Below are 23,467 nucleotides of genomic sequence, written 5' to 3' on the forward strand. Positions count from 1 at the left end.
CGGACACGGCGCAGCGACTCACTCGGCAGTCTTCCGCCCCACCGCCACCTCTCGTAGTGCAGCTGCGGATCCTCCGTGCCCCCTACCCCATCTGAGACCAGCTTGTGCACAACGCCCCCCGTTCGGGACGGCCTCTGAAATCCCTATCGGATCTGCCGTCACGTCTCCCGCATCATGCCGCAGGCCACTGACACGCCCGGGACACGGGCCGGGGTGACGCGGCCGAGCGGTCGTTCATGTCCGGCCGCCGTGGCTCTCGCGTACGGTAACCGCCGTCCCTCTACTGGCGCCGACTGGCTACGACGCCGTTCAGATCGGCTCGCCTTGACTAGTGCAGAGAAGCCAGGCCCCCTGCCACCGATACGGCCTCGGCGGCAAGACGCTCTGCCAGACCCACCGCGCTCCAGAAGCCCAAGCACACTCTCGCTGCGGGGTGACCGCGATGTCCGAGCTGCCGCCGGACCTGCCACGACTGCGGACACTGGAGCACTGGCTCGTGCTCTCCCTGGCCCGGGTCCGAGCACGGATAGCCGAGATGGAGACCCGCGAGGCTCGCCCCGCACGCCGGCCCCCGGAAGGCCCCGGCTGGGTTCTGTCCTTCCTGCGGGAGGGCGGACGGCCGGTCGCGGACAGCATCCACATCGGCGACTGCTGGCTGGCCGCACGCCACCGGAAGCCGCTCAGCCGCCACGAGGCCCGCCGGGCACTGACCGACGGCGGCATCCGGGCGTGCGAAATCTGCCGACCCGACTCCGACCTGGGCATCCTCGATTAACCTGTCGCCGCCGGGACATCGGTGGGAAGCCGTCGGGCCAGGTCCGCTGCAAGCTGGTCGGCGGCCTGTCCACGGGGTGTGAGGTCGAGCGTCTCCAGCAGTCGCATGTAGCCGACCGCGTCCCGGGCCTCTGCCGCGGTCAGCAGGGGCAGGCGCGGTTCGTCCGCGTCCGGGTAGTCGCTGGTCACCGGCTCATACTCTCCACACGACGATCAACCGCCGGCAGCACTCCCAGGACACGCCCGGAACAGGTCAGGCCGTCTTCCGGCGGGTCGTCTTCTTCGCTGCGGTCTTCTTGGCGGGGGCCTTCTTCGCGGCCGCCTTCTTCTTCGGCTTCGCCGGCATCTCGTGCACGGTGGCCTCGCCCCCGCCGGAAGTCGCCCCGCGGCGCTCGCGGGCGTCGGCGACGGACTTCTCCAGCGCGGCCATGAGGTCGACGACCGGCGCGGCTTCCTTCGCCTCACCCTCGGCAGGCGCGGGCTCCCGTTGCTCAGCCTTCGCCTCGATGACCTCGTGGAGGGCCTCGGTGTAGTGGTCGGTGACGTCCAGGTCGCTGATCGACGTGACCGTCATGGTGTCCATCAACGTAAGGGCGCCCTTGATCTCGTCCTCGGTCAGCTCCGTCTCCGGCGGGGTGACCTCCTCGGAGGAGCGAATCTCGTCCCCCCAGTGCAGGCCGGACAAGAGCAGCGCGTCTTCGAGGGGCCGGAGCAGGCCGAGCCGCTCACGCCCGCGGAGGGCGAACTTCGCCACCGCCACCTTCTCGTTGCGCTCCAGCGCCTTGCGGAGCAGAACGTAGGGCTTGGCCGCGACGGGGCCGTCCGGGGCGATGAAGTACGAGCCGGCGCCGTACTGGACCGGGTCTACGGTGGCCCGGTCGATGAACGCGACGATCTCGATGGCTTTCGCGGTCGGCAGCGGCATGTCCGCCAGGTCCTGGTCCGTGATCGGGATGATGTGGTCCTTGCTGACCTCGTACCCCTTGCCGATCTCGTCCTCGGTCAGGACCTGGCCGTCGATATCGCACGTCTTGCGGTACCGGACCCGGCCGCCGTCCTCCACGTGCACCTGCCGCAGCGACACGTCGTGCTTCTCGGTCGCGTTCTCCAGCTTGCACGGCACCGTGACCAGGCCAAACGAGATCGCTCCAGACCACACAGGACGCGGCATGCGCACTCCTCACCAGGCCCCCTTACGTGCTTCCAGGCTAGGCAGCCCCGGCCGGTGATCGCACGCGCCTGCAGCTCGTCCGGTGACGCGGAGTTCGTATGCCGTTCGCCGCAGCGAGGTCGGCGACGGTGGAGCCGAGGAGCACGGCGCCCTGATCGCCGGCGCGGGTCCAGCAGCGAGTAGCCACCGCCCCGAGCCTCTCAGGCTCCCCGGTGGGTGCCCGAAGCCGGAGGTGTGCGTACCGCTCATGCAGGGGGGCGCGAGGACCACTGCACGGGCAGCCCGCTGGGCCTTGGCCCAGCGACGAGGATGTTCAGTGGGGTGGGCGGGAACGTCGCTGAGCCCCGACCCAGGGGGAGGGAGTCGGGGCCCAGCTGAGCCGCGAGCCGTGGCCGGCGGCGGGATGTGTGGTCAGCGGTGGCGGAGGGTGTCCTTGACGTCTTCCTTGGCCTGGCGGGCGTTGCCCTTGGCCTGGTCGGCGTGTCCTTCGGCGGTCATCCGCTCGTTGCCGAGTGCTCGGCCTGTCTTCTCCTTGGCCTTGCCCTTGGTCTGCTCGGCCTGGGCCTTGGCCTTCTCGGTGCCCGACATGGGGACCTCCTCGTGTAGTACCGGATTGGTCGTGACCACCGCCTGCTCAGGATTCCGAGGCCTAAACCCGCGCGGCTCGCTGGCGGCCGGCGTCAGATCTCTCCCGATTCCCCGAGGTGGTCAGTCGGCCCGAGGTGCGACGCAGCGGCAAAGGCAGTTAGTGGGGGAGTGAGAAGCCGGGCGCGCGCGTTATGCCCACCTGCGTCGATAAGAAACAGCTGGAATTCATATGCATGGGTGAGGGGTGGTAGGGCATCCGGTGCTCCGGAGGTTGACAACTATGGTTCCCCTGCTTCTTGTTCTTCTGCTCGCTCTGATCCTGTTCGGTGCCGGTTTCGCGGTGAAGATTCTCTGGTGGGTCGCGATCGCCGTCCTGGTGATCTGGCTGATCGGCTTCGTTGCCCGGCCGAAGAACAGCAGCGGCCGCTGGTACCGCTGGTAGCACGGCTGCTCCTGGCATACGACCGAAGGGGTGTGGACGGCCACCGGCATGCCGGTAAAGGGTTCGGCTCCTGCTTTCCGGTGAAATCGGATGCTGCGGGTAGCCGTATGCGGCCGGGGCGGCAGCCATGATGCAGCAGGGAACCTGCTTACCTCCACAGAACAGTTGCCGTCCCGGCCCAAACCGAATGCGGACGTGTGAATCACCGAACACGGGGCAGGCGGAGTTCAGGCCGGAACGCGAGTTTTGCTGCATACGTGATGTACCTGAAGAGGACCGGTCGAGAACTCGGAAGCCGTGACCGTGATCCACGCCGTGCGCTCCTCCAAAAGGAGTTCGGTGTTCGCCTGGGATTCTGCGCGACCTCGTCCGCGTGGTTCGCCGTACTACCGGGCGCCCCGCCCAGTACTGCGGACCGTGGTGTCCGTCCTGGTCCCTGAGAAGTGATGCTGCGCTAGCCTCGCTTTGTACCCGATCGACCCGATCGCCGGAGGACCCGATGGCGCACCTGATCTTCGACGAGGACGAGGCGCGGCAGCTCCGCGAGTCCGCCCGCGAACGCGCGGCTGCCGGCGAGGGCCTGCTGGCCTACACGCTGGAGCAGCTGGCGGCCGAAGGCATCGATTTGTCGAAGGCCACCGCGTACGCGGAGGTCCAGGCCCGCCACGGGCTTGGAGACGCGGACGCCGCCCGCACGGCCGGCGCCGCTTGATGGCACCGAAGCACGGCCCCTGGCGCGCCCACGTCGTCCTCCATGACGTCGCGGAACGGCAGATCGACGAGATGACCGATGCCGACCGCGAGGTGCTGGACGCTGCGATCGTCCGGCTGTCCCTGGATCACCGGATCGGTACCCGGGTTGAGGGGAAGCTGGAGTGGGAGTACCGCGACGGCCGAGTCCGGGTCGTGTACATCCCCACCGTCGTCGGAACGATCATCCTCGTCGCGTACGTCGAGGTCGACTGAGTCGTCGTCGACCCCGTCAAGGCCGTGCCACGCGTTGTCGTTCGTCCGGGTCACCGACATCCGGGATCGGCGGATCGGCGGCTGATGCCCGCTACGGTGATCGTGGGTGGCGAGCAGACTGGTCGTTGGAGCCTGTGTCCCCCCGTACCTCGGTCCGGGGGCACAGTGCGTTCCCGGTCTGGGGCACGGGGGGCGATCCTGCGGGCGCGGTCGCGCGGGGTCCGTCCGGGCGCTTGGCCGGGGAGTTCGGCAGACAACGATCTCGTCTGTGCGGCCCAGGCCCTGCCGTGACCTGACGGCTCTCCCCACGGACTAGGACTTTGTCCGGCCGATCATGTGACTGCTCCGTTCCCGAGTCGTTCCTGTGGGCATGGGGCGGGGTGATTTGAGTGATGCCGAGTGGGAACGGCTGCGCCCGTTCCTGCCGGTCAGCAACGGGCGTTGTGGCAGGTGGCGGGATCATCGGCAGGTGATCGACGGGATTCTGCACCGGGTGCGGACCGGGGTGCGGTGGCGTGATCTGCCCGAAAGGTTCGGACCGTGGAAGACCGTCTACGAACGCCACCGCCTGTGGTCGGCCGACGGTACCTGGGAACGTCTGCTCCAGCAGGTCCAGGCCGCGGCCGACGCCGCAGGCGAGATCGACTGGGACATCTCGGTCGACTCCACCATCGTCCGCGCGCATCAGCACGCGGCCGGCGCCCGCACCGACCCGCCGCCGGCCCCGGGATCAAAGGGGGCCGCAGGCAGGGAACACCAGACCGAGACGCCGTGGCAGAGCCTGGTCGCCCGCCTGGTGGAGGTGGTGCGGGAGGTGAGGGCTTGGGCCGCTCGCGCGGGGGGTTCACCAGCAAGCTCCACCTGAGCGCGGACGGCCGCTGCCGCCCGCCGCGCAAGAAGCCCGACAGCCTTGCGGCCGACAGGGCCTACAGCAACGGCCCCATTCGCGAGTACCTGCGACGGCGGGGCATCCGCCACACCATCCCGGAGAAAACCGACAGTCAGGCGGCCCGCCTGCGCAAGGGCTCACGCGGTGGACGGCTGCCCGGCTTCGACGAGGATCGCTACAAGAAGCGCAACACCATCGAGCGGGCGATCAACCGCCTGAAACAGGCCGGAGCGGTCGCCACTCGATACGACAAGCGCGGCTACGTCTCCCTCGGCACCGCTACCGCGGCGTCCCGCCACATTGCCCAGGACGCGCGAACACTTCCTTTGGAGGCTGGATTCCTGATGCGGTGGTCCTGCTGCCGGAAAGCGGAACCGCTGGGCCGGTGCCGTGACAGGGCCAGGCGTGGGTGCACACCCGGCGTTTTATGATGTTTTCGGTTAAGGCGAGAGCGGGGGATCAGCCGGGCGAATCGGCGCTTATATGTGCGCCTTGGTGATCGCTGCAGGGTCATCCGGAAAAGCATATTCCATGGCGTTGTCTCGGTGTGTCCGCTGGAACGTGGTATCCGGAAGGTGATCAAGGGGTGTGTAGCGCCGGCCCTGCTGTTCTGGCCCTGCCCGGGATCCGCTCGGGGCCGCCAGGGTCACTTGCGCCTGCTGTTCGTGTCGCTGTAAACCCTTGGCCATGTTGCCCGAGAGATCGTTCCGCAGTGAAGAATTGGCACCCGGTGACCGATTCGACTGTTTCGCGGCCCTCATGGCCGAGACGCACGCACCGATGGAAATGGAAAGCGACTATGCCACTGAATTCCAAGTGAACCAGCGCGTCATTTCTCTGGGGGAGGTGGCGGTCTACCCAGCGGAATGCCAGCCCCTTGTCTTCCGTCGCACTGCGAAGCTCATCCGGAAGGCTGATCCCGAGGCGTACCACCTTTCCCTCATCCAGCGCGGGGAAGGACACGTCACCCTCGGCAAAGAGACCCGTACGCACCGCGCGTACGACCTGCACACCAGCGACACTTCCAGGGTCTGGGAGATCCAAACCGGCCGTGAGCCCCTCCGCTTCATCGGCGTGGAGATACCCAAGGCGGTGCTGCCCCTGCCCGCGCGGGAAGCCGACCGCGTGATCGGTGGGAGGTTGTCGGCACGAGAGGGGACGGGGGCGCTGCTGGCGCAGTTCCTGACCCGGATGGTGGCGGACAGCAGGTCGTACCGGCCATCTGAGGCACCCCGGTTACGGACCGTACTGGCCGATCTGGTCGCCGCGGTCTTCGCCGGTGCCCTCGACGCAGAGCGCAGTCTGCCGTACGAGACGCACCGGCGGACACTGGCTCTCAGCATCAGGACCTTCATCCGGGAGAACTCCGACGACTCCCGGCTGGATGTCCCCTCGATTGCCGCCGCGCACCACATCTCGGTCAGCTACCTCCACCGGCTGTTCCAGCAGGAGGGGGACGGCACCACGGTGGGGAGGGCCCTGCTGCGTCAGCGCCTGGAGCACGCGCGTCGTGACCTGCTCGACCCGCTGCTGCGGGAAATGCCCGTGCACGTGATCGCCGCACGCCGTGGCTTCAGCCACGCGGCTGCCTTCAGCCGCGCATTCCGCGACGCCTACGCGATGACCCCCACCGCCTACCGCCAGACGACGCCCACGACCACCGGGGGCGGCGAGTAGACGGATCGTCAAGGCACTGTCGACTCCTGGCCAACGACTCGGCCGGCTCCGCTTCACAGAATGATTCACGTTCGAGCGGGGCCCGCCGAGTCCGGTATGGATCCCTGTGTCAGTCAAGGAAATGGAGCTCCCATGAAGATGGGCATGCGTCGTGCCGCTGTTGGTCTCTTCGCTCTCGCGGCGATCGCCGGTTCGTCCCCGGCCTTCGCCTGGTCGCAGACGCACTACGGGGCCAAGGCGTGGACCGAACAGTCCGACACGGTCATGAACATCCGCGACCTGGAGGCGGACGGCAACTCCGTGAAGGCCGAGTACTACCGCAACGCCCACCCGGCCGACAAGCTCACGCTGTGGAACAAGGCCGGCGCTGAGGGCCCGGCCGACAACGACGGCAACCCGGGCACGGTGGAGAGCGGCAAGCACTCCACCATCTTCCGCGGCCAGGCCTGCGAGGTCCGCAACAACCTGCCCGACCTCTGCGGCGGTATGGAGTCCTTCTGAGCCGGCCGCCCTGCGGCCCCGTGAACGCCCGTGCCCTACCGGGGCGTCACCCCGCAGGACCTGACAACCGCTCGTCGCGCGCCGGGAGGCGACCTCTCTCACAGGCCGCCTCCCGGCGCCGACGTGCAGTGTATGCAGCCGCCATCGAGAAGAACGGGGAGACCGCGCAGTGCAAGGCCAAGACGACCCACCGGTACTCGACATCCAGAGGCTGACCTGCCACGTGCCAGGCCGGACGCTCTTCGAGGACGTCACCCTGAGCATCGGGGCAGGTGAGTCCGTGGCTGTCACCGGACCAAGCGGCAGCGGCAAGAGCACGCTCCTGATGAGCATCCTCGGCCTCATCCGCCCGGCCGAGGGCACCGTACGAGTCGCGGGCGCCGACCTCGGCGCGATGTCCTCACGTGCGCTCGCCCGGCACCGGCGCCGCAACATGGGCATGGTCTTCCAGTTCGGTGAACTCCTCCCCGAACTATCCCCGTTGGAGAACGTGGCACTGGCCGGCCTGCTCGGCGGCATGCGGCCCAAGGAGGCCGACCGCCGCGCGACGGATCTGCTGGGCGAGCTCGGCGTCCACCCGGTGGACGGACCCGTGGACACCTTGTCCGGCGGCGAGCGCCAGCGCACCGCGGTCGCCCGCGCTCTGATGAACGAACCGGCACTGCTGCTGGCCGACGAACCCACCGGCTCGCTCGACCCCGCCCACCGCCACGCCGTCACAGAACTCCTCCACACCCTCCCCGCCACCCGAGGGTGCGCCCTGCTGCTCGTCACCCACGACGAGGCAGTAGCCCGGCGCGCCGACCGGCGCGTCACCCTCGATGCCGGGCGCCTGGTGCCGCAAGACGCCACCGCCACACCGCAACCACCCGACACCTCCACCGGCCGACAACGCACCGCTCCGCTCAACTGGCTGCCCGGCGCTCGCTCCACCTCCCGTTCCAGGGCCCGCTCATGACCACAGGCAGGCTCGCGTCGCAGCTGTGGAGGATCGGTGCGTCGACCGCACACCGTGCGGAAGCCGGCCGCATCCGCTCCTGGGCCCTGGCCCTGGCCACTGCCCTGCTCACCCTCGCCGTCGGCGGGCTGGCGGTCACCGACGCCTCCTTCGACGGCCGCACACAACGCACTCTGGAACGCTCTCCCCGTCTGACCGCGGCCTACCCCGACGAGCCGGTGCGAGCCCTGTGGAGATGGGATCCCGCCGAGGCCGACGGCCTGGCCTACGACGTCATCCACCTCGAGCCGCTCATGGACCGGCTGACGCCCCCACCCGGCCTGCCACGCTGGCCCCTGCCCGGTGAATCCTTCGTATCCCGGGCACTGCTCGACGCCTCCGGCGAAGACGCGGTGGCCGCGCAGTACGGCCGCCTCGCCGGTGTGATCGAGCCCGCCGGTCTGGAAGCCCCCGGCGAGTTCCTGGTCTACACCCGGCCCACCGCAGCCATGCTGGACCGCTCTGTGATGCAAGGAATCAGCGGCTTCGGCGAGACGACCGGTACCGGCGTCCTGGGCGAGCACCTGCACTACTTCGGGAAGGCCGAGTTCCTCGCCGCCTACGCCGGGTTCGTGCTCCTGCCCGTGGCCCTGCTCGTCGCCATTGCCGTCCGCACGGGAGCCACTGCCCGGGACCGCAGGACCATGCTGCTCGCGGCACTCGGCAGCAGTCGGTTCGCGCGTGCCTGCTGCACAGCCGGCGAGGCGGCCCGACCGGTTGCACTGGGCGCGGCCGCAGGAGCGGTCGCCACGCTGCCCGCCCTCATCATCGACGTCCCCCTCCCTTCCACCACATTCATCCTGGCCGCCCGGGACGTACGTGCGGCAGCCCCGCTGCTGGCAGGCATCCTGGTAGCCGTCCCGGCCGCCATCCTCCTCGTGACTGCCCTCGCGCAACCGCGCCGCCGCGCGCGGGCCACCCGCCCGACGGCAGTCCGCACCCGCAGAGCCACCTGGAGCCTGTGGCTGTTCCCCATCGCGCTGCTCTTCACGGTCCGGGTCGTCGACCTAGCGCCTCCCGACACAGTCGTGGTCCTTTACGCCACCGGGTACCTGCTCGTCCTGGTCACCCTCCCCAGCGCCATCGGCACGTGCGTCAGCCTGCTGGGACCGCATCTCGCGACCCTCGGCTACCGCAGGGGCGCCGCCGGCCTGCTACTCGCCGGGCGGCGGATGGCGGCGGCGCCCCACACGGTCACTCGCCTGGTCGCCGCCCTCGTCATCGCCATCGGCATCGCCGTTCAGATCCAGGTGTGGACGGCGTCCCTGACCGCGGCAGGCCAGGGAGCGGTCGACTCGCGCGAGCGGCTGGGCACCAGTGTGCTGCGGGTCGCCCCGTACGCAGAACCCGCCAAGGTGCAAGCGTTCCACGACGCGCTACCGCCGGAAGTGCACGCACTCGCGGTGCAGGTGCACGCAGAAGGCAAGGGCCAGGTTGAACTCGTCGGCGACTGTCCCGCGCTGCGCGAGCTGCGCATATCCTGCAACGAGCGTCCGCAGCCGATCAGCTTCGCAACATCCGAGTCACGGCTGCGGGAGTACCTCGGCGGTGTCGGCGCAGCCGACGGCATGGAGGTCGTGGTGCGATCTGGCGACATCGCGCAGCTAGCTGCGGCGGCCGATGCCGGACGCGAGCTGGTTCTCTTCGGCACCGGCGGCCAGCAACTTCCGCTGGCCACGCTGAACGGGGTTGCCCACCGCCACCTCGCCATGACCGCCAGAGTCGACTACGTGCTCAACGGTGGCGGCCTGGGCAAACTGACCATCGCGGCGGGCTGGCTGCGTCTACTGTCCACGGCCGGCATCACCATCGTCTGTCTGAGCGCGGGCATCGGCGCGATAACGGACTTCCTGCGCTTCGGACGCGAACTCGCGCCACTGTCCGTGATAGCGCCCGGAAGGCGGCTCTACGGTGCGGTCGCGGGCTGGTCGCTCCTGCTCCCGGCAGCCCTGGCCTCGCTCGCCGGGGTCGGCTTGGCCTGGTGGCTGGCCGCGCCGGTCAGGAGCGTCGCCCCCAGCGACCCCCTGGGCCTGGCGTCCCTCACCTCGGGCGCGCTGGTGTGCGCCCTCGCGCTCACGGTGTGGGGGGCAGCCACGGCGCTACGGGCAGCAACCGGGTGGCGGCCGGGCGGCGACTGAACCCCGCCACCGACCCGGGCGGTGATGTCCACCCACCGCAACGCGTCCGAGGGACTACGGTCGGCCGTGGCGACTTGAAGATCAGCTCGGCCGCCTCACCGGCCTGGCCGACTTCGACGCCGCCAGCTGCCCGGAAACCGAGGTAGCCACCGATCGCGACAAGGGCCCCCTTTGCTTGCCGCCGCTCAGTCAAAGGTGATGATGCGCCCCGGCGTCTTGGAATCGAAGGCTCAGGTGGGCTCCTGTCGCAGAACGTCGGAGGTTAGTGCGGCTGTTGGGCATGCGGCCGGGCCCCGATCCAAGACGGAGGTCCGCCAAGTCCGACCCGACCCGGGCACCCCATGCCCCGGGTCACGCTGAAGCGCTGCCCTGAGGTCCCCGACTGGTGAGGCCAGGCTCCTACAGATACTCGGTGGCCGTCCCCGGCCGCCACCGGATCGGGCGACGCGGCTGGCGCCGGACACAGGGGAGTTTGGCCCGGCCGAACATCTGGCGCTTGATCATCTTGATGTGGTTGACCCGGCCTTCCACCGGACCGGAGTTCCAGCAGGTAGTCAAGCCCTGGACGACCGCGTCCCAGTCCTTCTCCAGGCCGGTGGCAAATGTGTGGAGTCCTGGCAGATCGTCGGCGCGGGTGGCAGTGACCCAGTCTTTGAGGTGCTGGCCGGAGCGGGTGGTGAGGATCTCGGCGAAGGTGCGGACGTGTCCATGGAGGGCGGTCGGTTCCGGGCACCGGGCGAGGACGGCGGTGAAGCGCTGGCCTTCTTCGTCGCCCAAGTGCTCAGGATGTCGCATCATCCACCCAGTCCTGTCGGACGCCCGGAGGTGCAGGCGCGACCACGCGGATGCGACGGCGGCGCCTCGCTCGCAGGTAGTCACTGATCGTCTGGTAGCTGCCGCGGTAGCCGAGGTCTTGGAGCTCGGCCTGCAGCTGGATTGCGTTGGTGAATCCTTCTGCCGAGCGTTTATTCAGGTGAGGCTTGTGGGTGCGATCTCTCGGTTTTGTGACAGTGGGGTGAGAGACCGTGAGTTCTGGGTGTGTTGTTGCTGGTCAGGGGTTGTTCCCGCACCTACCTCCGTCCAGGCGTCCTCGTCGTCGATGAAGTGGGCTATCAGCCGCTGGAACGGGCTGAGGCGAACCTGGTGTTTCCGGTGATCTCAAAGCGCTACGAAAAGGGCTCGATCATCCTGACCTCGAACAAATCCTTCAGCGAATGGGGGCAGGTGTTCGGTGACGAAGTCCTCGCCACCGCCATCCTCGACCGGCTCCTGCACCACTGCGACGTCGTGTCTGTCAACGGTCCGAGTTACCGGCTGAAGAACCGGCTCGCTGCCATCGAGCGCGACACCAACGTCGCTTGATCAAACACCCAGCTCGAGCACTCAGGCCGCCCACGCCTCAGCACGCCAGCCCGCCATAATCCCACCCCTCAAGAGGAGAGGTTGGACGGCAGGCGGCGAACGTCTTTCCGGGGCGCCAACATGTCCCCTGACACCCGAGCAAGCGGTCCAGGCCGCGCTGGTCCATGCGCTGACGCTATCTCTCGTGAACATTCCGAGGCCCAGTGATCACCAACTGACGCCCAAACCGGCAGACAAACGCTGCTGCTGAACATGAGCAAAGCCACCCTCACCGACGTGTTCCAGGACCGCCGCAACTACGTGTGGGACAACCGCTCCGACACCGCGACGCTGCGCGACGACCGCAACCGCGTCGTCGAGACCGAGTCCGGGGCCACCGCCACCACCGCCGCTGACCCCAACCGCCGGGGCCCCGTCTTCCACGCTCACAGTGGAAGGCGGGGCACCGGCACGTCATCGTCCGACACGGCAGAAGCCTGCGGGCGCGGGCTGGTCATGATCGGCAGGCCGCGGACCGCATCAGCACTCAGAGGCCATGGCAGAGGCGGACAACCGGAAAGAATCTGGTGAACGGACCCAACCCTTTCCCTCGCCTGACCCATATAGCTGTCAATGGTCCACCTGAGGGAGCGGAGGGGTAGCGACATGATGGAAGCGGCGGCAGCGGTCCGGGGGGCGTTGAGGGGCATTCGCGGCCTGGGGGGTGCGTGGGTGTACCTCACTGAGCGGGTCCGTGCCCGGACCGCTGTGGAGCTCGAACGCGAACGCAACAAGGCGAGCGTGGACCTGGTTACGCAGGTCAAGGACGGCATGGACTTCTTCGAGTCGGAACCGGGCGGGCGCACGAGGGTCATCCGCCGGACGTCGAGTCCGGCGCCGCTCGAGCCCAGCCGGCAGAGCCCCACGGCGGGGGAGATCACTTCGTGAGCGACGAGGAGTTCGACGGCGAGGTTATCGCTCTCTTCGCCCTGCACGGTGATTCCATGCACCGCAGACTGTTGACATCCGGGGTCCCGGCGGACGAGGCCGAGACGATCTTGCAGGACGCGTTCCTCGCTGTCCGGCGCCAGTGGGCGCGGAGTCGTGATGAGCACCCCGAGGCCTACGCGCGCAAGGTCACCTGGTACCTGCGTCAGGCCTACTGGAAGACGGTCTACCAGGACAGGGAACTGGCCCAGAAGTTGGCGCGCGAGTACGAGGAGGCGAGAGTGTCGGCCGACGAGGAGGTGATCGCCTCCATCGTTGTCCACGAGGCACTGCAGATGCTGCCCGAACGTCAAGCCTCCGTCGTCAAGCTCCGCCACCTGCACCAGTTGAGCGTCGCAGAGGTCAGCACGACCCTGGGCATCGCGGAAGGCACCGTCAAACGCCACTGCCACGACGGACTGAGGGCGCTACGACGAGCGCTCGAGCAAGAGCCCGACGGGCGAGGAGGTGACCAGTGACCATGGACGAAGCACAGGAGCGGAACACCGCTGGCGCCGAAACGCTGGAGCGGGAGAGGATCCGGCGCTTCGGGCTCGCCCTGGACAAGCTCGCCATCGACCCCGACGAAACAGCACGCATCGACATGCTGAACGACGTGGTGCACGACGCTGGGCTCCTCGCTCGTCCGGCCCTCGATGACGACCTCGGCGAGCCGGGTCCTGAAGAGCGTGAGAGGCTCACCGACGACACCAGCGGGGCGTCCTACACTGCGCCTCCGAGTTCCCCCGAGGAGCGCCTCACCCCCGAGATGGTGGCGCTGAGGAAAGAAGAGCTGAGGCACTACGAGCGGCGTGAGATGTGGGCCCGGGAGGACGAGAGGGAGCGCACACGCCAGGGTTTCCAGGACCAGGCAGAGCATCGGGAAACGGAACTGGAGCTCCGTCGGTTGCAGTTGGCCGAGGTCGCCGTTCACAGATCGATCGAAGCCGGGGGTGTCACGCCGATCAGTCTGCGGCTGGGCAACTCCATCTCCGTAGACATCCCCTCCCCTCAGGTGGCAGCTGAGCCCCCGCACTCTCGGCGGCTCACCTGGATCGGCAACGAGACCGTCGCGCTCATCGTGGTCATCCTCAACACCCTGCTGGTACTGGCGGGAATGCTGACCGGATCCCCCCTCACGCTGGCGCTGGTGGCGAGCTTCATCCTCAACGGAACCGTGCTCACCCTCATGGGCGTCGTGCGCTCCCTGTGGAAGACCCGCCGGTCGCGCCTGCGGGACGCCGAACGAGCTGAACCGTAAGGGATACGGGGACGCGACACATCAGAGTCTCCATTGATGCGTGCGTAAGAGATTATGGCGTTCATGCCAGACACCGGGGTCCGCTAATCGATTAGCGGACCCCGGTGGTGCCCGGGCTGGCACTGTTGCGCGTGTCCCTCACGTCTCTCGGCCTGGCCCAGAGTGCCAGCGGATATGGGCGCGGGCTGGTCACGATCGGGAGGCTTCGGACGGCATCAGCACTCAGAAGCCACGGCCGCGATACGCGCCGCGCGCTCCTGCAGGAGAAGCTTGGCGTTCGCCTGGGACTCTGCGCGATCCTGTCCGGCGCTCAGGTTCGCTATCTCGTTAAGCAGCACCAGGGCAGCACTCGTGACGTCGCGCAGCTGCTGCTCGGTGTTTCTCAGTGCACTGTGGAGCGGTATGTGCGTGATCAGATCAGGAAGCCGCGGGCTGAGCTTGCGGAGAGGATGGGTGCTGAGGTTCGGCGGCGGTGGCAGCCGCAGGTGAGGCCAGGGCGCGCAGGGCTGCGGCGACGTCGGCTGGTCTGATGGTGGACGTCCGTGCCCGGTTCGGGTTCACCGCGGCGCCGGGTACCACCGACGACGCGCGCATGCGCAACCTCACCCTCGCCCTCCCGCCCGCACAGGCCGCCCGCGTCCTCGATGCCCAGGAGCAAGGGGCCACCGACCGCGAACTTCAGCAGGCCACCGCCGACGCCCTGAGCGAGGTGTACTTCCGTGACGGCGGCCGCCGCGCCGCTGACCTCCTGGTCGAGCTGACCGACATCGAACAGATCCAGTTCGAGCTGTAGGTCCGGTGGCGCTGGTTCGAGCCGGGCACGATGTGACTGATTCTCGAGATGGGCATCAGCCGGCCTTGCCCAGGCCGGGCCCGCCGCGCCCCGGCGGGGCGTTAGGGTCGTAGGCAGTCCGCGCCGACATGGGTGCGCGGGTCAGGACCGGTGCCCAGCGCGCTCTGGGGCAGTACGACCGGACCGTCTTCGGCCCCGGCACTCCGGCAACGGATCGCTGGGGCCGCGCCGTGTGCGGGGCCACGGGCATGCGCCATCGAGCGGTCCGGCGATTGATGGCGCAGAGCGTTGCAGGGTCCGGTCACGCCAGTGTCGTGCGAGTTGCCCGCGAGCGTGCAGCAGATCGGCATGCCGGTGACCGCGGCGGGGGATCCGCCACAGCATCCCGGAGAAGGCCGACAGTCAGGCCGTCCGCCTGGGGGTGTCGTGCCGGTCAGACGGGATGCGATGTGAGGGCGCGATCCCTCTGACCTCGCCATATCGTTGCCCTGAGCTATTGCAGGGAGTGATCGCTTCGGGAATGATTCCCCGCCGTGACCATCTCCGGCGCCGTTGCACTCGGCGTGCTCCTCATCGTGCTCTATCGCGTCGTCAGCACCCCTCGCCACGTCGACGGCAGGGCCGCAGACCACTTTGTCGCGTCCTCCTACGGCCTCCCGCCCCGTGAGCAGCTCGACTCTCGGCGCCCCGGGCCGCCCCCGCCGGTGTACCGGACGAAGGAACGGCAGGCCGTGGCCGACGCAGCATGGGAAGGGGACTGGGAGACCGCCGAGCGGTACGTCAGTGCGGCGGGGGAGGACTGGGACGAACGCTGGGCCCGCCTGGAACTGCTGCAGCACGTCGCCCGGGAGGACGACGCCTGGCTTGAAGCCTGGCACGCTGCCGAGCCTGGAAACTGCGACGCGGCAACCCTCCGCGCGAGCCTGATGGTCCACCGTGCCTGGGAAGTCCGGGGCAGCGGGTACGCCCACGAGGTCCTGTCCTCGGACATGGACCGCTTCCGCGCGATGCTCCCCGCCGCCATCGAGGAGGCACAGCGGGCCGCGCTGCTCGACCCAGCGAACCCAGGCCCCTGGGTCGTCATGATCACGGCAGCGCGTGGAGCCAAGTACAGGCGGGCGCGTTTCAAGCCGCTCTGGGAGGAACTCGTCGCCCGCGCGCCCCACCACTACGAGGGGCACTGGCAGGCCCTCCAGTACTGGTGCGCCAAGTGGTACGGCAGTGACCGGCGGATGATGCGCTTCGCCCGCCAGACGGTCCGAAAGGCCCCGCCCGGCAGCCCACTCGCCGGGATCTACCTGCACGCACTCAACGAGCTCACCGAACGCCACCTCGTCGTTGCGATGCCCTTCACGCCGCTGACCAGGAAGACACTGAAGCAGGTCGCCGCGTCCTTCGAACAGGTCCCGCCCGACGACGAGCGCCTGCCGGCCCTGCGCCACCTGCTCGCGCACTACATGCTTCAGTCGATGCTCTACACGGCCGCCCTGGAGCAGTTCCGTCTGATCGGGCCGTGGTGCGGAGCCCAGCCCTGGTTCAAGTACGAGCACGCGGCCATCGCCTTCGAGATAGCCCGCGCCACGGCCGTGAAGCGCTCCCGAACCCGCCCCGTCTCCAACCCGCCGGTATACGGAATGAGCCGCTAGAACTGCCCCATTGCCCGTGACGGACGAGCCTGACGAAAAGTCAGCCTTTTGTGCGGCTGTGGGTGCTGAGGCGTCGTAGAGCTGGGAGAGACCTGCGGGGGTGCCGGCGGTGAGCAGGACGACGCTGAAGAGCAGGTCGGCGAGGAACGCGATGAGGTGGGTCCGCTTGCGGGGGGTGTGCGGCGGGATCACCGCGGACCGCGATTGAGCTCTGTCGTGCCGCCGGCGGCAGCTCGTTCGGCGGTCGCAAGGGGTCTGGCCGCCGACGACGCGCTCGCCTCTGTCGACGGCCTGGCAGGAGCGTTCGGCGAGGCAGTCGGGAGAACGCCGAGGTGCTTCGTACCGGTGGTACGCCTGTGGGCCGACCACATCGATTCAGGCCGGATCCTGGTCGGTCCTCGCCTTGTCCGATCGCGCGGTCCGCCCCGGGGCGTTGTCGGTCAGAAGACGAGGTTGTACGTCCCCCAGCCGGTGCCGATTTTGACGCGGCCTACGAACGGTGTGGTCGTCTTGCCTGTGCCCTGGTACAGCCACAGGAGGCCGGTGGTGTCGCGGGCGACGGCGTCCGCCTTGCCGTCGTCGGTGAGGTCTCCGGCGACGACGAGTTGGTTGTAGGCGTTCCAGCCCGCGCCGACCCTGGTGCGAGTCGTGTACGGGGACGTTCCACTCCCCGAACCCTGGTAGAGCCACAGGATCCCGGCCCTGTCCCGGGCCAGCAGGTCGGATCGGCCGTCACCGGTCACGTCGGCCCCGCCCGAGAGCTGGTTGTAGCCACCCCAGCCACCGCCGACCTTCACCCGGTCCTTGAACCGCGCCCCGGTGAAACTGCCCGTGCCCTTGTACAGCCACAGCGCTCCGGTCTTGTCCCGGGCCAGGAGGTCCATGCTTCCGTTGCGGTCGAGGTCTCCGGCGCCGGTGATCCGGTCGTAGATGTTCCAGCCGGTGCCTGCCTTGACGCGGGGCGCGAAATCGCCGCCGCTGTTGCCGGTCTGGCGATGATAGTACCAGAGGGTGCCGCCCGTGTCACGGGCGACGAGGTCGCCGAGACCGCGGGTGGCGGCAGACGGGGCGACCACGTTCCGGGAGTAGGGGCCTTGTCTGTAGGGGGAGAGGGAGGTGACGGCGGTGTAGGCCTGCCAGCCGGGGCCGGTCCCGGTGCGCTCGTGCAGGGGGGCGGTGGCGCGGCGGGTGCCGCCGTACTCCCAGAGCGTGCCGGTGGTGTCGCGGGCGTGCAGGCCGTGCCAGGGCAGGATGGTGCGGCCTTGGACTGCAAACGGCCGGCTGCTCTGCTTGACGTCTGATTCGTCCCAGACACCCAGGTCGTAGATGTCGTAGCGGGTGTGCGCCTGCAAGCTCTGGGCGTACTGGCCCGGATCGCCGGCCAGGTCGTAGCCGATGACATGGTCTCCGGCCTCGAGGTCGCAGGCCAGGTTGGGAACGCTGCCGATCAAAGTCGCGTAGCGGATTTCGCAGGTTGCGCCGGAGTCGGTGGTGACACGGCCTATCCGGACGGGCGGCGCGTTTCGCGTGAGCTGCCCCTGGGCGTGGTCGAAGCGGAGGGTCAGCTGTCCGGCGTCGTTGGCGTGGACGCGTAGTTGCTGGTGGGCGGTGCCTCCGTCGGGGACGGATTCGGCGTCGAAGCCGATCGTGTTCAGCAGCGCGTGAGCGCGGGACGTGACGTTGACCTGTCCCGTGCCGTGCCGGCCGTCGGCCGGGCGCGCACCGGCGGTGCGCGCCGCCTCCACGGCAGCCTTCAGGTCGCCGCCGGCCGAGAGGTGGGCGAAGCCCCAGTAAAGGGTCGCGTCGCTCGCGTCGGCGGGGACGAGGGCGTCGGGTTGCTGATACGGCGCGCCGTCGCAGACGAAGACGCCGATGTATCCGGCGGGCTGCTCGCACTCGTTGCCGCGGGCGCGGTATCCCTGGGGGAAGCCTGCGCCGTCGCCGGCAGGGTCGGTCATCGGCTTCGTGCCGACGGCGATGACCACCTTGCCGGAGACCGGCCCGGATTGCACGACGGGGAAGAAGCGGGGTGCCGAACCCGGCGCAGCGACGACGTCGTACCCCGCCAGCCGCAGTTCGGCGGCGGCGGTTGCGGAGTACGGGGCGAGAAGCGTCGCGGCGGTGAGCAGGCCGGCGGCCGCGCTCAGCGCGGCCGCGTGACGGGTGATGTCTCTCATGAGTCCTTCACAGGGAGTGCGTGTGACGACGGGCCCGGGACACTGCGGGGCTGCACGGTGGTGCCAGGGTGACAGATGGCGGCGGGGTGCGCCGTGCCTCCCGAGAGGCATGGCACACCCGGCCTTCACGGTGGGGCGGTGACTGGTTAGAAGATGCCGGTGATCAGGGTGGCCCATCCGCCGGTGCCCGCCAAACGCGGTGAGCCATGGCCGGTGGGCGTGCCGGGGTAGGTGAGGAGGCAGCCGGTGGGGCAGAGCACGCTCGTCCAGTTGCCCGCCGAGTCCACGTACCCGACGGGAGTATCCGGGTCAGCGGGCGTGGTGGCCCAGATGTCGCCGTGCTCCTGGCCGGCCGTCGGTATGAACCGCTTGAAGTTGTGGGTGACAGGCTGGTTCTGGGGGTCGTCGGGCGGAAGGTCAGGCGACGGCAGTGTGGTGACTGTGTCGTTCAGCAGCGCACCCTGCGTGTTGCCTGGGGAAGTGAGATAGGGCCGCTGGGACCAGCCGCCGGTTCCGTAGACACTACGCTCGAGCAGCTTGTATCCGCTGTTGGGGCAGTCTTTCGCGTCGTTGATGCAGCCGGGATAGAGGTAGAGCTTGCCATTGTCGGGGTCGCGAGCGATGAGGTCGGCGTAAGCGTCACCATTGACGTCACTGACCGCGAGGCTGGAGAGGTCACGCCAGCCGCCGGTTCCCAGGACGACCGGGTTGGCCCAGTCGAATGGCTTCGTCTGGTCCTGGCCGCCGCCGCCGATGACGAGGCCGCTGTAGAGGAGAAGACGGGCGTTGTAGCAGTTGCCCGATCCGTCGTAGACGCACTCGACGGTGATGAGGTCGTTGCCCAGCTTTCCGTCGATGTTGCCGGGAAGGAGCATCTGCCGCAGGCCGAGCCAGTCAGAGCCCTGGGAAGGGTGGGCGAGTGGCTTCCGGGTGTATACCCACGGGGAGCCGACACCGTTGCCGGGGTAGACGTAGAGCCTGTTGTCGGGCAGGCGGACGAGGAAGTCCTCGTAGCCGTCGGGGGCCGAGTCGCGGGATGACATGCCCTTCAGGTCCCCGCGGTGGGCGATGAGGGCGCCGGTCCAGCCTCCGGTTCCGACGTTCTGCCGGGCTGCTGGGGCGCCAAGGTTGCCGTTGCCGCCGTAGAACCAGAGCTTGCCGGGTTCTGGCTCAGCTTCCGTGCTGAGTGACGCTCCGTTACTGCTGGACGTCGAAGAGAGCAATGGACGGGGGTGGCGGGGCAAGCACTGCGCGAAGGCGCGTCAGTATGGCTCGCCACTGCTTCCAGTCCTCCGGGTCGACCCAGTTTGAGGCTGGCCCATCCTCGTCGTCGACGATGCGGGCGAGGGCCTCGTCGGCGAGTGCCCGAAGGTCGGAAGGGAAGACGGGCATTGGTGTTTCCGGGCCGTAGGACATGTCGACAGGTTCGCCTCCCGGGCATTGCGCCGCGATCAAAGCGGCGGCGGCCACCGCCTCTTCCGCTTCCGTGAGATAGCCGGTTGCGTCGATCGTCCGGATGAGGACGCCTCGGATCAGGGCTTCACGTGCCTTGGGCTCGGCGTCGTCGAGCGCGTTGGCGAAGTCCGCGGCTGTGTCGTTGTCGAAGGGACCGGTATCCCAGGTGCCCATGCTGATCTCCTTGCGTATGGTCGCCCGGATCTTCGCATCAGGAACTGACAACACGACTACGGGGCGAGCAGGACCCGTTTGCGGAGCAGTGCGAAGCCTGCGCGGCCGAACATCTGTCGCTTGAGCATCTTGATCCGGTTGACGTGTCCTTCGACGACGCCGGAGTTCCAGGGCAGTGTCAGGCCGGCGATGACCGCGTCGCGGTCTCGGTCGATGCCGGCCGCGAGAGTGTGGAGGCTGGGCAGGTCGTCCTGGCGGACGGCGTCGAGCCACTGAGGGAGTCGTTCCCCCTGCCGCTCGGTGAGCATGTGGGCGAAGGCCCGGACGTGACCGGTCAGAGCGTCGAGTTCGGGGCAGTTGGTCAGGACGGCCTTGAGCCGGAGCTGTTCGATCTCGGTCAGCGTCTCGGGTCGGCTGAGGATCCATCGCGTCACCACGCGGGGTGCCGGCGGTTGCGCGGTGACCGGCCGTGGCGAGGTGCGCTTCTCTCGCAGGTAGGCGCTGACCCGGCCGTAGCTGCCTCGATAGCCCAAGGGAACGATCTCCTCCCAGAGCTTCCAGACGTTGGTGCAGCCCTCATCCCAGCGCTGGTCCAGGTAGGGCTTGTACTCGTCGAGGACGGAGGTCCGGTTGTGCTGCCACTGGCCGCGGAAGAGGTCTTCCGGCTTCGCAGCGTCGGCGAGGCTCTTGACGGTGCGGTGGGTCATCTCGAGCTGACGCCCGATGGAGCGGCGGCTGTGGCCCGCTTCCAGCAGCGCGTGGACCGTGGCGTGCCGGGCTCGGACGCGGTTGGCGAACCGCTCGCTCCGCCATGGCGAGCCCGTCTCCTCCTCGGGCGGCGCCGGTTCGTCGGCCTTCGCCACGGGATCGGGGACCAGAACCCGAAGGCACTGGCGGTGGCGGGCGACCGCCCGCTCAGCGGCTTCCCCCAGGTTGTGCCACAAGTGCCAGCGGTCGGCGACCTGCGTCGCCTGGGGTGCCCCGGCGGTGGCGCCTTCCGCGAAGAACGGCGCACGGTCCCGGCAGATGACCTCGATCCCTGGCCGCTGGGCGAGCCAGGCGGCCAGGCTTGATGCCTCCCGGTCGGGCAGGAGATCGATCGGACGACGGGTCTCGACGTCCACCAGGACAGTGCCGTAACGGTGGCCCTTACGGGTGGCGTACTCATCGACGCCGACCACCCGAGGCATCGGCACCTCCGGCTCGGGCAGCGCCTCGACCAGGCGCAGGACCGTGCTCCGGCTGATGGACATGCCGAGCACGGCAGCCAGGCGGGCGCCGGCGCGACCAGCCAGGGCGAGGCCGACTGCGGTCAGGATGGAACGCAGTCGTTCGGTGCGCTGTCCGTGCCTGCGGGTGAGACCGGATATCTGCTCCACGAACGTCCGACGTGGGCACTTGGTGTTCCCGCACCGGAGCCGCCGGACCCGCAGCTGGAGTACGACGCTTCGTCCGGCGCTCGGGACATCAGCGAGAAACCGCAGGTAGGAGCTGTGAACTCGGGTCGAGCAGACTCCGCATCCCGGGCAGGCGGCGCCGGCCGTGGTGCACTGCGCGTCAAGGCGCACGTTCTCGATATCCACGTCCACCGACCCCACCGCGATGTCCGCGATCGCCGGGAACAACAACTTCTTCAGCTGGAGTGCAACGTCTTCCACGGCCCGGACTGTCAGCCCAGCTGCACTGACCACCGTCCATTTTCGGGCGACTTCGCATACCGTCCGGAGACGCTCAGCCGTCACTCACCGTGGCCACTGCACGAAAGCTGAGCCAGAACCCAAACTCGCGCACAAAGCCAGCCCTCAATGTCCTTTGTCATCCAATCGAGGCTTTTGACAGCGAACCCAACTGTTTCGGCTTCTCTGACGGTGAATCTAGTCGTGAGCGGGGAGCACGCTGGGGGTGTCGCGTGTTTGAGGGCGTACGCGGGTGTCGGCGGCGGCATCCGTGGCTGGAATGTGGGACGGCCAGGTTCGAGGACTCGGTTCCGGTGCGGCCGCTGCCTGAAGTCCATCACTGGCCGACTCTGCACGGCCGTGGACTACGGCTGCGTGCTCACCCGGCGGGCACGGACATCGTGGTAGACGTACATGGCGATGGTCACCGCCGTCACCAAATAGAAGAGCCACAGGCCATAGCCGACTTGAGTGTAATAGCCGCCGCCGAAATAGGGCAGATCGACCATCGTCTGCCAGCCGAGGCACACCACGGTGAGCACTGCCGCGCCATAGCCCGCCAGCCTCGTCGGCACCCGAGAGCTCAGGACGAGCAGTATGACCGCCACCAGCAGAGTCGCCACCCCGACGCCGGCTCCGACGGTAGTTAGGGCTCTCCCAGCTCGTAAATTCCACTCGAAGAAGTCCTCTTCCTCCGCAAAGACGATCTGTTTGCCGAACGATTTGACAACGCTGTCGTTCCCGCCTCCAGCTGCCCTGTATGCGGGCTGGAACAGGACGATCGCGTGCAGCGCCAGTAGTACCGTCGGCTCAACCAGCCGTTGCCGCCACTCCTTCCTCGTGGACGGCACGTGCCGCGATGTCATGGGTGCCTCGGACGCGCGCAGCAGCGAAGCGCACTCGATGGCGGAGGGCCGCTGCTCGGGACGTGCAGCGGTCATCCGGGCAAGCAGGGACAGTACGGGCTCGCGGATGGAGGATTGGACCTGGGGCATGAGCTGCGTGACGGGCAGTCGGTGGCCGGTGAGCTTCTCGACCAGGACGATCCCTAGGGCGTAGACGTCCGAAGCAGGTGTGGCGGCACGGCCTTGGAGCTGTTCGGGGGCCATGTAGCCGGGGGTTCCGAAGTATTTTCCGGTGGTGGTGGCTGTGCGGGTGAGCGAGGCGTCGTCCCGGGCTATACCGAAGTCCATCAGCACGGTGCGCCCGTCGGCACAGATCATGATGTTGGCGGGCTTGATGTCCCGGTGCACAACCTTCGCCGCGTGAACGTGCGCGAGAACGTCCGCCAAGCGCGCCCCGGTCTCCACGATCGAGTCCACGTGCGAGAACTCCCAGGTGGCGCCGTCCAGTAACTCCATCACGAGGTAGGGCAGAGACTGACCGTCGTGGTCGGCCGTTCCGGCGTCGTGAACGGTCACGACGCTGCCGTGGCGGAGCGAGGCGAGCGTGCGGGCCTCACGCGCGAACCGCTGAGCCGCCTCTGGGTACTGCATGACGCCGGTGACGAACTTGATGGCGACCCGCCGGTCGAGGGTGCGGTCCGTCGCTTCCCAGACCTCGCCCAAGCCGCCTCTGCCCAGGAGGCGTTCCACGCGGTAGCGGCTCCCGACGGCCATGCCCTCGTGCACCCAATCCCCCTGGCGTCACCCGAGTCGATGAGACGACCAATTTAGAGCAGGTCGCCACGACTGCGTAGGGACTGAAGGCCACCAGCTGCCCACTCACGACTAGATGCTCCGCCATATTGATCAGAAACGGTTTGGGTTCTGGGTCGTTGGTGGGGTGTGAGTGATCTGGTGGGGGATGCGCGG

The 23,467-nt window shown here is 68.4% G+C and carries 22 protein-coding genes and 3 pseudogenes; 16 read left to right on the forward strand and 9 right to left on the reverse strand.

The genetic code is table 11. The features are described from left to right. Positions 1-442: 442 nt before the first annotated feature. Positions 443-775 (forward strand): DUF6233 domain-containing protein, encoded by a 333-nt coding sequence (locus tag AOK00_RS08200; protein WP_055599651.1) that lies wholly within the window; start codon positions 443-445, stop codon positions 773-775. Here the strand turns inward: AOK00_RS08200 and AOK00_RS08205 are convergent. From AOK00_RS08205 to AOK00_RS36810, 3 genes are all read right to left on the reverse strand, one after another. Beyond that, positions 772-963, reverse strand: coding sequence for a hypothetical protein (locus AOK00_RS08205; protein WP_055599652.1), 192 nt, complete (start codon positions 961-963; stop codon positions 772-774). The genes AOK00_RS08200 and AOK00_RS08205 overlap by 4 nt on opposite strands. 64 nt (positions 964-1,027) lie before the next feature. Next, positions 1,028-1,945 carry a Ku protein gene (locus AOK00_RS08210; RefSeq protein WP_055599653.1) on the reverse strand — a complete coding sequence of 306 codons (918 nt, stop codon included), beginning with the start codon at positions 1,943-1,945 and terminating at the stop codon, positions 1,028-1,030. Between the two features lie 411 nt (positions 1,946-2,356). Next, positions 2,357-2,533: a CsbD family protein gene (locus tag AOK00_RS36810; RefSeq protein ID WP_079041890.1), complete on the reverse strand. Its 177-nt coding sequence runs from the start codon at positions 2,531-2,533 to the stop codon at positions 2,357-2,359. 280 nt (positions 2,534-2,813) lie between these two features. Here AOK00_RS36810 and AOK00_RS08215 point away from each other — a divergent pair, with 280 nt between their 5' ends. From AOK00_RS08215 to AOK00_RS08250, 8 genes and pseudogenes are all read left to right on the forward strand, one after another. Next, entirely contained in the window at positions 2,814-2,975 is a 162-nt protein-coding gene (locus tag AOK00_RS08215; RefSeq protein ID WP_055599654.1) for a hypothetical protein, read from the forward strand. Between the two features lie 499 nt (positions 2,976-3,474). Next, positions 3,475-3,687, forward strand: a complete 213-nt coding sequence (locus AOK00_RS08220; RefSeq protein ID WP_055599655.1) for a hypothetical protein — start codon at positions 3,475-3,477, stop codon at positions 3,685-3,687. Next, the gene (locus AOK00_RS08225) at positions 3,687-3,941 is read left to right on the forward strand and encodes a hypothetical protein (protein WP_055599656.1); all 255 of its coding nucleotides are present in this window, start codon (positions 3,687-3,689) and stop codon (positions 3,939-3,941) included. Before AOK00_RS08220 ends, AOK00_RS08225 begins: the two co-directional genes overlap by 1 nt. Before the next feature lie 370 nt (positions 3,942-4,311). Next, positions 4,312-5,084, forward strand: a pseudogene (locus AOK00_RS41340) (IS5 family transposase); the annotation flags it as partial. A 505-nt stretch (positions 5,085-5,589) separates the two neighbouring features. Next, entirely contained in the window at positions 5,590-6,507 is a 918-nt protein-coding gene (locus tag AOK00_RS08235) for a helix-turn-helix transcriptional regulator (RefSeq protein WP_254047280.1), read from the forward strand. A gap of 132 nt (positions 6,508-6,639) precedes the next feature. Further along, positions 6,640-7,008, forward strand: coding sequence for a hypothetical protein (locus AOK00_RS08240; RefSeq protein WP_030326431.1), 369 nt, complete (start codon positions 6,640-6,642; stop codon positions 7,006-7,008). A gap of 280 nt (positions 7,009-7,288) precedes the next feature. Continuing rightward, positions 7,289-7,966, forward strand: coding sequence for an ABC transporter ATP-binding protein (locus tag AOK00_RS08245; RefSeq protein ID WP_437441400.1), 678 nt, complete (start codon positions 7,289-7,291; stop codon positions 7,964-7,966). Further along, positions 7,963-10,143 (forward strand): hypothetical protein, encoded by a 2,181-nt coding sequence (locus AOK00_RS08250; RefSeq protein WP_055599658.1) that lies wholly within the window; start codon positions 7,963-7,965, stop codon positions 10,141-10,143. The genes AOK00_RS08245 and AOK00_RS08250 overlap by 4 nt, the downstream gene beginning before the upstream one ends. A gap of 399 nt (positions 10,144-10,542) precedes the next feature. Here the strand turns inward: AOK00_RS08250 and AOK00_RS08255 are convergent, their stop codons facing one another. After that, a complete protein-coding gene (locus tag AOK00_RS08255; RefSeq protein WP_079041891.1) occupies positions 10,543-10,941 on the reverse strand; it encodes a transposase in 399 nt (132 codons plus the stop codon). A 270-nt stretch (positions 10,942-11,211) separates the two neighbouring features. Between AOK00_RS08255 and AOK00_RS08260 the strand changes: the two are divergent. The 7 genes and pseudogenes from AOK00_RS08260 to AOK00_RS08285 form a co-directional block, all read left to right on the forward strand. Next, positions 11,212-11,505: pseudogene (locus AOK00_RS08260) on the forward strand (ATP-binding protein); the annotation flags it as partial. 252 nt (positions 11,506-11,757) lie between these two features. Continuing rightward, the gene (locus tag AOK00_RS40080) at positions 11,758-12,075 is read left to right on the forward strand and encodes a hypothetical protein (protein ID WP_107097336.1); all 318 of its coding nucleotides are present in this window, start codon (positions 11,758-11,760) and stop codon (positions 12,073-12,075) included. A gap of 141 nt (positions 12,076-12,216) precedes the next feature. Then, on the forward strand, positions 12,217-12,432 hold the full coding sequence (locus tag AOK00_RS08265) for a hypothetical protein (protein ID WP_159041701.1): 216 nt from the start codon (positions 12,217-12,219) through the stop codon (positions 12,430-12,432). Continuing rightward, positions 12,429-12,950 (forward strand): RNA polymerase sigma factor, encoded by a 522-nt coding sequence (locus AOK00_RS08270; protein WP_055599661.1) that lies wholly within the window; start codon positions 12,429-12,431, stop codon positions 12,948-12,950. The genes AOK00_RS08265 and AOK00_RS08270 overlap by 4 nt, the downstream gene beginning before the upstream one ends. A 2-nt stretch (positions 12,951-12,952) precedes the next feature. Next, positions 12,953-13,732: a hypothetical protein gene (locus tag AOK00_RS08275; RefSeq protein WP_159041702.1), complete on the forward strand. Its 780-nt coding sequence runs from the start codon at positions 12,953-12,955 to the stop codon at positions 13,730-13,732. Positions 13,733-14,034: 302 nt separating this feature from the next. Then, positions 14,035-14,525, forward strand: a pseudogene (tpg, locus tag AOK00_RS40085) (telomere-protecting terminal protein Tpg); the annotation flags it as partial. Between the two features lie 731 nt (positions 14,526-15,256). Next, positions 15,257-16,171 (forward strand): hypothetical protein, encoded by a 915-nt coding sequence (locus AOK00_RS08285; protein WP_254047281.1) that lies wholly within the window; start codon positions 15,257-15,259, stop codon positions 16,169-16,171. A gap of 440 nt (positions 16,172-16,611) precedes the next feature. On the opposite strand, the gene AOK00_RS08290 is transcribed toward AOK00_RS08285, so the two are convergent. From AOK00_RS08290 to AOK00_RS08310, 5 genes are all read right to left on the reverse strand, one after another. After that, complete coding sequence (locus AOK00_RS08290) at positions 16,612-18,348, reverse strand: FG-GAP repeat domain-containing protein (protein ID WP_055599664.1); 1,737 nt, start codon at positions 18,346-18,348, stop codon at positions 16,612-16,614. 146 nt (positions 18,349-18,494) lie between these two features. Further along, positions 18,495-19,571 carry a hypothetical protein gene (locus AOK00_RS08295; RefSeq protein WP_216822238.1) on the reverse strand — a complete coding sequence of 359 codons (1,077 nt, stop codon included), beginning with the start codon at positions 19,569-19,571 and terminating at the stop codon, positions 18,495-18,497. Then, entirely contained in the window at positions 19,546-19,977 is a 432-nt protein-coding gene (locus tag AOK00_RS08300; RefSeq protein WP_055599666.1) for a DUF4259 domain-containing protein, read from the reverse strand. Before AOK00_RS08300 ends, AOK00_RS08295 begins: the two co-directional genes overlap by 26 nt. A gap of 56 nt (positions 19,978-20,033) precedes the next feature. Next, a complete protein-coding gene (locus AOK00_RS08305) occupies positions 20,034-21,635 on the reverse strand; it encodes an ISL3 family transposase (RefSeq protein WP_055599667.1) in 1,602 nt (533 codons plus the stop codon). 383 nt (positions 21,636-22,018) lie between these two features. Next, entirely contained in the window at positions 22,019-23,284 is a 1,266-nt protein-coding gene (locus AOK00_RS08310; protein ID WP_055599668.1) for a serine/threonine-protein kinase, read from the reverse strand. Between the last annotated feature and the right edge of the window lie 183 nt (positions 23,285-23,467).

Source organism: Streptomyces aureus (genome assembly GCF_001418135.1).
GTDB lineage: Bacteria > Actinomycetota > Actinomycetes > Streptomycetales > Streptomycetaceae > Streptomyces > Streptomyces aureus_A.

Coding starts and splice junctions, on each gene's coding strand:
- AOK00_RS08220 (WP_055599655.1), top strand. CDS start 3,475: ATGGCGCACCTGATCTTCGACGAGGACGAGGCGCGGCAGCTCCGCGAG.
- AOK00_RS08215 (WP_055599654.1), top strand. CDS start 2,814: ATGGTTCCCCTGCTTCTTGTTCTTCTGCTCGCTCTGATCCTGTTCGGT.
- AOK00_RS40080 (WP_107097336.1), top strand. CDS start 11,758: ATGAGCAAAGCCACCCTCACCGACGTGTTCCAGGACCGCCGCAACTAC.
- AOK00_RS08210 (WP_055599653.1), bottom strand. CDS start 1,945: ATGCCGCGTCCTGTGTGGTCTGGAGCGATCTCGTTTGGCCTGGTCACG.
- AOK00_RS08200 (WP_055599651.1), top strand. CDS start 443: ATGTCCGAGCTGCCGCCGGACCTGCCACGACTGCGGACACTGGAGCAC.
- AOK00_RS08235 (WP_254047280.1), top strand. CDS start 5,590: ATGGCCGAGACGCACGCACCGATGGAAATGGAAAGCGACTATGCCACT.
- AOK00_RS08225 (WP_055599656.1), top strand. CDS start 3,687: ATGGCACCGAAGCACGGCCCCTGGCGCGCCCACGTCGTCCTCCATGAC.
- AOK00_RS08290 (WP_055599664.1), bottom strand. CDS start 18,348: ATGAGAGACATCACCCGTCACGCGGCCGCGCTGAGCGCGGCCGCCGGC.
- AOK00_RS08255 (WP_079041891.1), bottom strand. CDS start 10,941: ATGATGCGACATCCTGAGCACTTGGGCGACGAAGAAGGCCAGCGCTTC.
- AOK00_RS08275 (WP_159041702.1), top strand. CDS start 12,953: ATGGACGAAGCACAGGAGCGGAACACCGCTGGCGCCGAAACGCTGGAG.
- AOK00_RS08240 (WP_030326431.1), top strand. CDS start 6,640: ATGAAGATGGGCATGCGTCGTGCCGCTGTTGGTCTCTTCGCTCTCGCG.
- AOK00_RS08250 (WP_055599658.1), top strand. CDS start 7,963: ATGACCACAGGCAGGCTCGCGTCGCAGCTGTGGAGGATCGGTGCGTCG.
- AOK00_RS08300 (WP_055599666.1), bottom strand. CDS start 19,977: ATGGGCACCTGGGATACCGGTCCCTTCGACAACGACACAGCCGCGGAC.
- AOK00_RS36810 (WP_079041890.1), bottom strand. CDS start 2,533: ATGTCGGGCACCGAGAAGGCCAAGGCCCAGGCCGAGCAGACCAAGGGC.